Here is a 12,198-nt window from a genome sequence, read left to right on the forward strand (position 1 = left end):
GCAGCCAACGACCATGACTTCATCCCTGCCAGCGAACACCTTCGATACCGGACCGTTGTCGTGGGTGATCGGCGAAATCCGCGATGCGCTGGAGCGCTCGGGCAGCGCGCTGAACGACGCCGCCGCGCGTTCGTTCGAAGCCCAGCCGACCCTGCTGCTGCATGCGAAGACCCATCTGCACCAGGCCCACGGCGCGCTGCAGATGGTGGACGTGGAAGGGGTGGGGTTGGTCACCGCCGCCGCCGAGCGCGCGCTCGACGGCTTCAAGGACCGCTCGCTGGCCTGCACGCCTGACAACGCGAAAGCCGTGCGCGACGCCTATGGCGCGATCGGCGAATACCTGGAAGAGCTGGTCGCGGGCGCGGCGCCGCAGCCGGCGCGCCTGTTCCCGTATTACCGCGCGCTGCAGGAACTGCTCGGCGCCGAGCGCATCCACCCGTCCGACTTGCTGGTGGTGGATACGGCGCTCACGCTCGACCTGCCGGCGCCGCCCGATGCCGGCGCGCCCGACTACGCCGGCTGCCGCGCACGTTTCGAAAAGTCGCTGCTGCCTTACCTGAAGAGCACCGATCCCCAGGCCCAGCGCCAGCATGCCCAGGCCCTGGCCGACGCGATCGCGCCGCTGGCGCAAAGCGGCGACGCCCGTGCGCGCACCTTCTGGACCGCGCTGCACGGCTTTGCCGACCTGGTCGCCGCGGGCGCCTTGCCCGCCGATTTGTATGTGAAACAGCTGTTCGGCCAGGTCAACCTGCAGTTGCGCCGCCTGTCGCAAGGCCAGGCCGGCCTGCCGGACGCGATGCTGCGCGATGCGCTGTTCTTCGTCGCCGCCGCAGCGCAGGCCGAAGGCGAGGCAGCCGAATTGCGCCGCGCCTTCCGCCTCGAAGGCGCGGTGCCGGCCAACTATGCCGAGCGCCGCTACGGCAAGGTCGACCCGGCCGCGCTGAAGGAAGCCAAGGAAGCATTGGCCCGCTCGAAGTCCGACTGGGACCAGCTGGCGGTGCACGCCGACGATACCCGCGAAGCGGACTTCAACGCGGCCCTGGCCACCCTGGCCGGCGCCAGCGACAAACTCGGCGCGCCGGCGCTGGCCCAGCTGCTGCGCGAGCTCGGCCAGGCCGCCAGCGACTCGATCGCCTCCGGCCGCAGCGACCAGTTCGGGCTGGAGATGGCGGCGGCCATGCTGTTCGTCGAACACGGCCTGGACCAGGTGCGCCAGCTGCCCGAGGACTTCGACCAGCACGCCGAAGTGGTGGGCCAGCGCCTGCTGGCCCTGGCCGCCGGTGAAACGCCGCCGGACGCGCCGCAATGGCAGAACGAGCTGGCCGGCCGCATCCAGCAGGGCCAGACCGTGGCCGTGCTGGCCGGCGAGATCAAGGGCGGCCTGCGCCAGGTCGAGAAGCTGCTCGACGAATACTACGACCAGCCGCAGCTCAAACGCGGCGCGCTCGACGCGGCCGCGCCCTTGCTCCATCAAATCGAAGGCGCGCTGCGCATCCTCGACCAGGACGAAGCCGCGCGCGCCGCCGTGCACGTGCGCGACGCGGTGCGCGCGCTGGGGCAGGGCGACGGCGACGTTGCCGCCCAGGCCGCGCCGCTGCACAACATCGCCCGGAATATCGGCGCGCTCGGCTTCTTTACCGACATGCTGGCCCAGAACAGCGAGAGCGCCAAGGTCCGCTTCGCCTTCGACGAGGAAGCCGGGCTGCTGCGCGAACTGAGCATCGAGCAGGCCCAGGAGCATGCGGCCGGACAGCTTGCGGGACAGGCCGGCGCCCAGGATGCGGAGTCTGCCGCTGCGCCCGCGTTTGCGGCCGAACCTGCAGCCGAGTTTGCCGCCGACCCTGCGCCGGCGCCGCCGCAAGCGGCTGCGCAGCCGGACGCCATCGACGCCGAGCTGCTCGAGATTTTCGTGACCGAAGCCGGCGAGGTGCTGGACGTGGTCGCCGCCACGCTGCCCCAGCTGCACGCCAATCCGGCGGCCCAGGACGCGCTGACCATCGTGCGCCGCGCCTTCCATACACTCAAGGGCAGCGCGCGCATGGTCGGCCTGGACGACTTCGCCGCCGCCGCGGCCGCGCTCGAACGGGTGATGAATGTCTGGCTGGCCGACAGCCGCGCCGCCACGCCCGACCTGCTGGCGCTGGCCGCGCACGCGCACGCGCAACTGCTGCCCTGGGTGGCGGAACTGGCCCAGGCCGGACAGTCGGCACGCAATGGCGCGACGCTGATCGCCGCCGCCGAACGCGTGCAGGCCGGTGGCGCCTTCGTGCCGGAACAGGCGCCGGCACCCGGCACCGGGCAGGAAGCGCCGCAGGACCTGGCCGCCGGGGAAGCGCCGCAAGCGGGCGAGCCGGAGCCGGTGGAAGCCGCAACCGAGCCGCGCGCCCCCGAAGCCGCCGAACCCGCCGAAACCGAGGCCGCGCCGGCCCCCACGAATGTCTTCGCCCTGCCGACCGCCACCCGTCCGGCGCCGGCGCAGGACGACAGCGTGCGCCGCGTCGGCGCGCTGGAAATCCCGCTGGCCCTGTACAACATCTACGTCGCCGAAACCGACGAGCTGCTGCGCACGCTGGAGCGCGACTTCGGCGAGTGGCGCCACGAACCGGGGCGCGACGTCACGCCGGACGCCCTGAAGGCGGTGCACACCCTGGCTGGCACCTCGGCCACGGTCGGTTTCGAGGCGCTGCGCGACCTGGCCCAGGCCCTGGAAACCACGCTCGAACACCTGGGCGAGCCGGCGCCGCAGCTGGCGCCGCAGCAGCACGACGTGCTGGACGCGGTGCTGGCGCGCGTGCGCCAGATGCTGCAGGCGTTCGCGCAAGGCGAGCTGGCGCCGTCGCAGCCGGAACTGCTGGCGCAGCTGGACGCCCTGCGCGAACAGCTCAGTGAACAAATCAGCGCGCAGCAGGCCGAAGACCTGTACGGCGACGTGCCGCAGGACCTGGCGGCGCGCCTGGACACCCTGTTCGCGCAGACCTACGACAGCCTGATGGCCGACCCGCCGCCGGTGCAAGAGCCGACCGAACCGGCCCCGGCGCCAGCTGCGCAGGTAAGTGCCGACGACGACATCGACGCGCTGTTCGGCCTCGACATCGACGACCTGTTCGATGCCCCGGTCCTGCAGCCGGCCGCGCCGGCCGAAGAGATGGCCGAACCGGCTCCCGAGACCGTCACCGATACCGAAACGCTGGCCGCGGCCGAAGCCGATTTCGCCGACAGCATCGAGCTGGCCGAACCGGAACCGATCGAACTGCCGATCAGCCTCGACCTCGCCGCGCCGGAAGAAGAGGAAGCGCAAGACCTGGCGCCTGCCGCAGCCGGGGAAGAAGCGAGCCTGGCCGAGAGCCTGGCCGTGCCCGAACTCGAAGCCGTCGCGCTGCCGGTAACGCTGGACGAATCGCTCGCCGCCCCGGCGCTGGCGGCCGAACCGGCCCTGCACGACGAACTCGACTCCGACCTGCTGCCGGTGTTCCTGGAAGAAGCGGCCGATTTGCTGCCGCAGATCGGCAACGGCCTGCGCCAGTGGCAGCAGGACCCGCAGGACACCGCGCCGGCGCAAGGCCTGCTGCGCACCCTGCACACGGTGAAGGGCAGCGCGCGCATGGCCGGCGCGATGCGCATCGGCCAGCACACCCACGAACTGGAAACCCAGGTCGAGAACATGGTCCACGCCGGGACCACGGCCCCAAGCGCCTTTGACGAACTGATGGCCAGCTATGACCAGGCGCTGGTGCTGTTCGAGCAGCTGGTCAAGCCGGCGGCGGCGCCGGAAGCCGCGGGCGCCGACGTCGACAACGACGTGGAGCAGACCCAGGCCGGCGTGCCCGCGCCGGCCCGGCTGCCGGCCGCACCTGTCGCCGAGGTCCAGACCGAAGCGCGGACCCCGCTGGTGCGCGTGCGCGCCGATATCCTCGACCGCCTGGTGACCCAGGCCGGCGAAGTCTCGATCACGCGTTCGCGCCTGGAAAACCAGATGGGCGTGCTGAAGACCGCGCTGAACGACTTCTCCGACAACCTGGGCCGCCTGCGGCGCCAGCTGCGCGAAGTCGAGATGCAGGCCGAATCGCAGATCGCCTCGCGCATGTCGATCGCCGGCGAGCGCGAATTCGACCCGCTCGAGTTCGACCGTTTCACGCGCCTGCAGGAACTCACGCGCATGATGGCCGAGAGCGTGAACGACGTCGCCTCCTTCCAGGAATCGCTGGCGCGCAGCGTCGACGGCGCCAACGAGGAACTGGCGGCGCAGTCGCGCATGACGCGCGATTTGCAGCGCGACCTGATGCGGGTGCGCATGGTGCCGTTTGCCAGCCTGTCGGAGCGCCTGTTCCGCGTGGCGCGCCAGACCGCCAAGGAAACCGACAAGCGCGTCAACCTGGACATCCGCGGCGGCGGCGTGGAAATCGACCGCAGCGTGCTGGAACAGATGGCCGCGCCTTTCGAGCACCTGCTGCGCAACGCCATCGTGCACGGCATCGAGCCGCGCGCCGCGCGCACGCAGGCCGGCAAGAACGAGACCGGCGAAGTGCTGGTGCAGGTCAGCCAGCAGGGCAACGAAGTCGTGCTGCAGTTCTCCGACGACGGCGCCGGCCTCGACCTGGAACGCATCCGCGCCAAGGCGCGCGCGGTGGGCCTGGTCGAGCCGGAGGCCGAGATCGGCGACAAGGACGCGGCCGAACTGATCTTCGCGCCGGGCTTCTCGACCGCCGACACCCTGACCGAACTGGCCGGGCGCGGCGTCGGCATGGACGTGGTGCGTTCGGAAGCCCAGGCGCTCGGCGGGCGCGTGGTGATCGCATCAAGTGCGGGGGAGGGCACGCGCTTCACCATCCACCTGCCGCTGACCCTGGCCGTCACCCAGGTGGTGCTGGTGGCCAGCGCCGGCAAGACCTATGCGCTGCCCTCGACCCTGGTCGAGCAGGTGCAGCCGGTGCGCGAACCCGACCTGGCCGCGGCTGCCGCCGCCGGCGTGCTGGAAGTGCAGGGCCAGGTGCTGCCTTTCCACTACCTGCCAGCGCTGCTGGGCGAGGCCGAGACCTTCGAGCCGGGCCTGCGTTCGCGTCCGGTGATGCTGCTGCACAGCGGCGGCGAGCGCATCGCGCTGCAGGTCGACGAGGTGCTGGGCAACCGCGAGGTGGTCATCAAGAACCTCGGCCCGCAACTGGCGCGCGTGCCGGGCATCGCCGGCGCCACGGTGCTGGGCTCGGGCGACATCGTCCTGATCCTGAACCCGCTGGCGCTGGGCAGGAATGCCGGCACGGCGGCGCCGATGATCGACGTGCCGCTGCACCCGGTGCCGGCGGTGCACAAGCCGACCGTGATGGTGGTCGACGATTCGCTGACCGTGCGCCGCGTGACCCAGCGCTTCCTGGAGCGCGAAGGCTACCGTGTCGCGCTGGCCAAGGACGGCGTCGACGCGCTCGAACAGCTGCCGGAAGTGCGGCCCGACCTGATGCTGGTCGATATCGAGATGCCGCGCATGGATGGCTTCGACCTGGTGCGCCACGTGCGCAGCGACGCGTCGACCCAGGCGATCCCGGTCATCATGATCACCTCGCGCACGGCGGACAAGCACCGCAACTACGCGATGGGGCTGGGGGTGAATGCCTATTTCGGGAAGCCGTTCCAGGAGCCGGTGCTGCTGGGGGCGATCGCGGGCTTGTTGGGTGGGGAGATGCCGCCGGCGGATTGATGCGGCGGTTCGACATGCATGTGTTGTCACCGCGTGGGCACGGGGCGCCCACCCTACGTATGCCACCACCTCTGGCCGATGCTTTTGTAGGGTGGGCGCCCCGTGCCCACGCGTTACAACGGCTGCTCAATCGTCAGGCGAAGCGCCAGCCTTGACCACTGCGAATCTTGCGAGGGTCTTCTCCCGCGCCTCATCGTGCTTGACGACCCGCTCCGGATAACCCTTCCCGAGCACCACGCCACATGCCGCCAGTTCGTCGGCAGGCACCAGCCACGGCGCATGCACATCGCGCGCATCGAGCTTGCCCAGCTGCGGCAGATAACGCCGGATGAACTCCCCGCGCGCATCGAACTTCTCCGACTGCCGCACCGGATTGAAGATCCTGAACCAGGGCTGCGCATCGCAGCCGGTGGAGGCAGCCCACTGCCAGCCGCCGACGTTCGACGCCATGTCGTAATCGTTGAGCTTCAGCGCAAAGTAGCGTTCGCCCCAGCGCCAGTCGATCCCCAGGTCCTTGACCAGGAAGCTGGCCGTCACCATGCGCAGCCGGTTGTGCATGAAGCCTGTTTCGTTCAGCTGCGCCATCGCCGCATCGACCAGCGGGTAGCCGGTACGCCCCTCGCACCAGGCCGCGAACAAGGCATCGGCCTGCGGCCCCGCTTCCCATTCGACCGCATCGAACGCCGGCTTAAACGAACGCTCGGCCAGGTGCGGATGGTGCGACAGGATCATCGCGTAGAAGTCGCGCCAGACCAGTTCCGACAGCCACACCGGCGCGCCCGTGCCGCCGGCGCCCATGGCCATCATCTGCTGCAGCGTGCGCACCAGGTGGCGTACCGAGGTGGTGCCGAAGCGCAGGTGGATCGACAGCTGCGAGGTGCCGCTCTGCGCCGGGAAGTCGCGCGCCGTGCCGTAGTCGGCCAGGCGCGGCAGGAAGCCCTCGAACAGTTCGGTGGCGCCCGCCATGCCGGCCGGCGCGGGCAAGGGGCCATCGTCGAAGCCGAGATCGGCCAGGCTCGGCATCGACGAACCCGGAGGCGCTGGCGCGAAGGACGCCGCGTGCGGTTCGATCAGCCATGGCGCCACCGCTTCCGGCTCGGCCGCCAGCCGCTTGAGCCAGGCATTTTTATAAGGCGTGAACACGCCATACACCTTGCCTGCCTGGGTCAGCACCTCGCTCTTCTCGAACACCACCTGGTCCTTGAAACCCAGCAGTTGGCGCCCGTCCGCGGTCAGCGCCTCGGCGACGGCGGCATCGCGTTCGATGGCGCCCGGTTCGTAGTCGGCATTCGCATACACCGCTTGCGCCCCGAGTTCGGCCGCCAGTGCGGGAACGATCTCACGCGCCGGGCCATGACGCACGATCAGTCCACCGCCAAGGCGGCGCAGTTCGGCGCCCAGCTCGACCAGGCTGGCGTGGATGAAGCGCACGCGGCGATCGTCGCGCGGCAGGCTGGCCAGGATCTCGGTATCGAAGACGAATACGCAATACACGGCGCCGGAGGCGCGCAGGGCATGGTGCAGTGCGGCATGGTCGAAAGCGCGCAGGTCGCGGCGGAACCAGACGAGGGACTTGCTTATTGGAATCATTGTGTGTTCAGTCAACGCGGCCTAGGGGGCGACGCGCTATTTTACTGGCTTGTATCCTCGCATTACGCCGCGCACGCTCCTGCCGCCGCTGCGTGCAAACCACGCTGCCGGGTGGCTGCCCGGCGTTTCAGTGTAAACTAATGAAAAACCTAATGTTGTAGTCTGGATACTAGTGGACAATCAGCGCGTGAGCCAAGAGAGAGTCAGCATATGAAGAAGAGTAAAGTCGTCACCACTCTGCCCATGGCCGGCCTGTCGCAGGGGAGCGAAACCCTGGGAAACATCGGTCCGGCCGCATCGGGGTTAAATTTAGCCAATCATTTCCTCATCGCCATGCCATCCATGGAAGACCCGATCTTCGGCGGCGCGGTGGTGTATATCTGCGAGCACAACGAAAAAGGCGTGCTCGGCGTGGTCATCAACAAGCCGACCGACATGACCATGGACGTGCTGTTCGACCGCATCGACCTGAAGGTGGCCGACGGCCTGCGTTCGGGCGTGGTGGACGAGCCGATCATGTTCGGCGGCCCGGTCCAGGACGACCGCGGCTTCGTGCTGCACAGTCCGGGCGGACGCTATTCGTCCTCGCTGAACGTGACCGAGGAAGTCGCCTTCACCACCTCGATCGACGTGCTCGAAGCGGTTGCCGGCGGCACCGGCCCTGAGCGCATGCTGGTCTCGATCGGCTATGCCGGCTGGAGCCCGGGGCAGCTGGAAGAAGAACTGTCGCGTAACGGCTGGCTCACGGTGGGCGCCGACGCCCACGTGCTGTTCGACCTGCCGATCGAGGAGCGCTACAACGCCGCCATCAAACTGCTGGGCATCGACCCGATGATGCTCGCCACCGAGGCCGGCCATGCGTGACAATGCCTGATATCGTTTTCGGATTCGACTTCGGCGTCAAACGCATCGGCATTGCGATGGGCAACACCCTGACCGGGCAAGCCCAGCCGCTTTCCATTGTCGATGCCGTCGACAACGCCACCCGCTTCAAGCTGATCGGCGCCCTGATCGACGAATGGCGCCCGGCGCGCCTGGTCGTCGGCGAGCCACGCCATCCCGACGGCGCCGAGCACGACATGACCCTGCGCGCGCGCCGCTTCGCCAACCAGCTCAATGGCCGCTTCAACCTGCCCGTCGAGCTGGTCGACGAACGCTACTCTTCCGTCGTCATTCCCGCCAAACGTGGCGAACGCATCGACGCGAAAGCGGCCGCCATCATTTTGCAACAGTACTTTGACGATCATGCCAACAACTAAACACGACTTCGATGCCGAGGCGCTGTACCGCACCTTGCTCGAACAGGTACGCACGGGTCTTGCCGGCGTGCCGGATGCCGCCATCGTCGGCATCCATTCGGGCGGCGCCTGGCTGGCCGAGCGTCTGGCCGGCGACCTCGATCTGAAGAACCGCCTGGGCTTCATCGACGTCTCGTTCTACCGCGACGATTACGCGAAAAAGGGCCTGCACCCGGACGTGAAGCCGACCCACATCGGCTTCAACGTCGACGGCGCCACCATCGTGCTGGTCGACGACGTGCTGTTCACCGGCCGCACCACGCGCGCCGCGATCAACGTGCTGTTCGACTACGGCCGTCCGCAATGCATCCGGCTGGCGGCCCTGGCCGACCGCGGCGGACGCGAACTGCCGGTGGCGCCCGACTTCGTCGGCGTACGCACCACCCTCGAACAGGGCCAATCGCTGTCGCTGGCGCGCGACGCGGCCGGCCAACTCTCGCTGACCATCGAAGACGACAATGCCGAAACTGCATAATCATCCGCAACTCAACAAGAACGGCGAGCTGCAACACCTGCTGACCATCGAGGGTCTGCCGAAGGCCATCATCCACCACATCCTCGACACCGCCCAGAGCTTCGTCGGCATCTCCGACCGCGAAGTCAAAAAGGTGCCGCTGATGCGCGGGAAAAGCGTGTTCAACCTGTTTTTTGAAAACAGCACCCGTACCCGCACCACCTTCGAGATCGCCTCCAAGCGCCTGTCGGCCGACGTCATCAACCTGAACATCCAGGCTTCATCGACCAGCAAGGGCGAATCGCTGCTCGATACCATCGACAACCTGGCGGCCATGCACGCCGATATGTTCGTGGTGCGCCACGCGCAATCGGGCGCGCCCTACCTGATCGCCGAGCACCTGAACCGCACCGGCCAGAAGGACATCCACGTCGTGAACGCCGGCGACGGACGCCATGCGCACCCGACCCAGGGCCTGCTCGACATGTACACGATCCGCCACTACAAGCAGGACTTCACCAAGCTGCGCGTGGCGATCGTCGGCGACATCCTGCACAGCCGCGTGGCGCGTTCGGACATCCACGCGCTGACCACGCTCGGCGTGCCGGAAGTGCGCGCCATCGGCCCGCAAACCCTGCTGCCGGGCGGCCTGGAACACATGGGTGTGCGCGTGTTTAACAACATCGAGGAAGGCCTGAAGGACGTCGACGTGATCATCACGCTGCGCCTGCAGAACGAACGCATGTCGGGCGCGCTGCTGCCCTCGGCCCAGGAATACTTCAAGAGCTACGGCCTGACGCCGGAGCGCCTGGCGCTGGCGAAACCCGACGCCATCGTGATGCATCCGGGTCCGATGAACCGCGGCGTGGAAATCGATTCGGCGGTGGCCGACGGCAAGCAGGCCGTGATCCTGCCGCAGGTGACCTTCGGCATCGCGGTGCGCATGGCAGTGATGAGTATTTTGGCGGGAGGCAGGGCTTGAACTTCGCACGCATGAAACTTCATATCCAGAACGGGCGCCTGATCGACCCGGCAAACGGCGTCGACCGCATCGCCGACCTGTTCATCGTCGACGGCAAGGTGGCGGCGGTGGGCGAGGCCCCGGACGGCTTCACGGCCGATGCCAGCATCGACGCCAGCGGCATGGTGGTCGCGCCCGGCCTGGTCGATCTGTCGGCGCGCCTGCGCGAGCCCGGCTACGAATACAAGGCCACGCTGGAGTCCGAAATGCAGGCGGCGATCCAGGGCGGCGTGACCTCGCTGGTCTGCCCGCCCGACACCGACCCGGTGCTCGACGAGCCGGGCCTGGTGGAGATGCTCAAGCACCGTGCGCGCAACCTGGACCAGGCCAACGTGCACCCGCTCGGCGCGCTGACGGTGGGCCTGAAGGGCCAGGCGCTGACCGAAATGGCGGAACTGACCGAAGCCGGCTGCATCGGCTTCGCCCAGGCCGAGGTGCCGATCCTCGATACCAACGTGCTGCTGCGCGCGCTGCAGTATGCGAAAACCTTCGGCTACACGGTCTGGCTGCGTCCTCAGGATGCCCACATCGGCCGCGGCGGCGTGGCCCACAGCGGCCCGCTGGCGTCGCGCCTGGGCCTGTCCGGCGTGCCGGTGATGGCCGAGACCATCGCCCTGCACACCATCTTCGAGCTGGTGCGCTCGACCGGCGCACGGGTCCACCTGTGCCGCATCTCGTCGGCCGCCGGCATCGAGCTGGTGCGCGCCGCCAAGGCCGAAGGCCTGCCGGTCACCTGCGACGTCGGCGTGCACCACCTGCACATGACCGACGCCGACATCGGCTTCTTCGACTCCAACGCGCGCCTGACGCCGCCGCTGCGCACCCAGCGCGACCGCGACGCCATCCGCGCCGCCCTGGTCGACGGCACGGTCGACGCGATCTGCTCGGACCACACCCCGGTCGACGACGACGAGAAGCTGCTGCCGTTCGCCGAGGCCTCGCCCGGCGCCACCGGCCTGGAACTGCTGCTGTCGCTGACCCTGAAATGGGCCGAGGAGCTGCATGGCGAAGAAGCACTGCTGCGCGCCCTGGCCAAGATCACCTCGCAGGCGGCGCGTACCGCCGGCCTGGCCGCGGGCCACCTGGCGCCGGGTGCGGCGGCGGACGTGGTCGTGTTCGATCCCGCCAAGCGCTGGACGGTCGACGGCGCGGCGCTCGCCAGCCAGGGCAAGCACACGCCTTTCCTCGGCTTCGAGGTGACCGGGCAGGTGCAGGCCACGGTGGTCGGCGGGCGCATCGCGTATCAGCGCTGAGCGCTACGCACGCGGTGCCGCCTCCCGGCGCCGCGTCTCTCTTTCGTCATCCATGATCCGTCTGCGGCTAGCCTGGCGCCTTGTGCGCGTGTTCCTGCACCTGCTGGTGGGGCTGGCCGCCTGCGCCTTCGTCTTCCCCTGGGCGCGGCGCGGCCTGCGCGACGGCATCACGCGGCGCTGGTCGCGCCGGCTGCTGGGGATCTGCGGCGTGCGCGTCGAGCAGGCGCCGGGGAGCCCGGTGCTGGAGCATGCGCTGTTCGTGTCGAACCACATCTCCTGGCTCGACATCTTTGTCATCAATTCGCTGTACCCCTGCCGTTTCGTCGCCAAGGCCGAGATCCGCGCCTGGCCGGTGCTGGGCTGGCTGGTGGCCGCCGCCGGCACGGTGTTCATCGCACGCGGCAACCGGCGCGAGCTGCGCCACATCTTCAAGGGCATCGTCAGCGTGCTGGCGCTGGGCGAACGGGTGGCGTTCTTCCCGGAGGGGACGGTGGCGCACCAGGGGCAGGTATTGCCTTTCCACGCGAATTTGTTCGAGGCGGCGATCGATGCGGGCGTGGCGGTGCAGCCTTGTGCGCTGAGCTACCTCGACGAGGCGGGGGCCTGGCATCCGAACGTGGATTATGTGGGCGAGATCACCTTTGTCGACAGCATCCTCACGATTTTGCGCGGTGGGACTATCCGGGCGCGCCTGCAGCCGCTGGCGCCGATCGATGCGGTGGGGGCGCACCGGCGCGAGCTGGCGCAGGCGGCGCATGATGCGGTGGCGTCGGCGCTTGGCTCACACGTGACGCCGTAGGGTGGGCGCCCCGTGCCCACGCGTGACGTTTGCATGGTGTTGGCGCGAAAAGCAGGCCAACAATGTTCATAGTTCACGCGTGGGCACAGGGGCG

General features: G+C 68.8%; 8 protein-coding genes. 7 read left to right on the forward strand and 1 reads right to left on the reverse strand.

From position 1 onward, the window contains the following. The first annotated feature begins 13 nt into the window (after nucleotides 1-13). Complete coding sequence (locus QPK31_RS06720; RefSeq protein ID WP_290422167.1) at nucleotides 14-5,689, forward strand: hybrid sensor histidine kinase/response regulator; 5,676 nt, start codon at nucleotides 14-16, stop codon at nucleotides 5,687-5,689. Nucleotides 5,690-5,815: 126 nt separating this feature from the next. On the opposite strand, the gene QPK31_RS06725 is transcribed toward QPK31_RS06720, so the two are convergent. Next, nucleotides 5,816-7,279, reverse strand: coding sequence for a deoxyribodipyrimidine photo-lyase (locus QPK31_RS06725; protein ID WP_290422168.1), 1,464 nt, complete (start codon nucleotides 7,277-7,279; stop codon nucleotides 5,816-5,818). Between the two features lie 210 nt (nucleotides 7,280-7,489). Between QPK31_RS06725 and QPK31_RS06730 the strand changes: the two genes are divergently transcribed. From QPK31_RS06730 to QPK31_RS06755, 6 genes are read left to right on the forward strand one after another with little or no spacing between them, the layout of a single operon-like run. Next, nucleotides 7,490-8,143: a YqgE/AlgH family protein gene (locus QPK31_RS06730; RefSeq protein WP_374045785.1), complete on the forward strand. Its 654-nt coding sequence runs from the start codon at nucleotides 7,490-7,492 to the stop codon at nucleotides 8,141-8,143. Between the two features lie 2 nt (nucleotides 8,144-8,145). Next, on the forward strand, nucleotides 8,146-8,538 hold the full coding sequence (ruvX, locus tag QPK31_RS06735) for a Holliday junction resolvase RuvX (RefSeq protein ID WP_290422169.1): 393 nt from the start codon (nucleotides 8,146-8,148) through the stop codon (nucleotides 8,536-8,538). Beyond that, a complete protein-coding gene (gene pyrR, locus QPK31_RS06740) occupies nucleotides 8,525-9,052 on the forward strand; it encodes a bifunctional pyr operon transcriptional regulator/uracil phosphoribosyltransferase PyrR (RefSeq protein ID WP_290422170.1) in 528 nt (175 codons plus the stop codon). The genes ruvX and pyrR overlap by 14 nt, the downstream gene beginning before the upstream one ends. Continuing rightward, the gene (locus tag QPK31_RS06745) at nucleotides 9,036-10,013 is read left to right on the forward strand and encodes an aspartate carbamoyltransferase catalytic subunit (RefSeq protein ID WP_290422171.1); all 978 of its coding nucleotides are present in this window, start codon (nucleotides 9,036-9,038) and stop codon (nucleotides 10,011-10,013) included. Before pyrR ends, QPK31_RS06745 begins: the two co-directional genes overlap by 17 nt. 11 nt (nucleotides 10,014-10,024) lie before the next feature. Further along, nucleotides 10,025-11,305: a dihydroorotase gene (locus QPK31_RS06750; RefSeq protein ID WP_290422172.1), complete on the forward strand. Its 1,281-nt coding sequence runs from the start codon at nucleotides 10,025-10,027 to the stop codon at nucleotides 11,303-11,305. 55 nt (nucleotides 11,306-11,360) lie between these two features. Continuing rightward, a complete protein-coding gene (locus QPK31_RS06755) occupies nucleotides 11,361-12,104 on the forward strand; it encodes a lysophospholipid acyltransferase family protein (RefSeq protein ID WP_374045789.1) in 744 nt (247 codons plus the stop codon). Nucleotides 12,105-12,198: the final 94 nt, after the last annotated feature.

Source organism: Massilia sp. YIM B02769, from assembly GCF_030411995.1.
GTDB lineage: Bacteria > Pseudomonadota > Gammaproteobacteria > Burkholderiales > Burkholderiaceae_D > Telluria.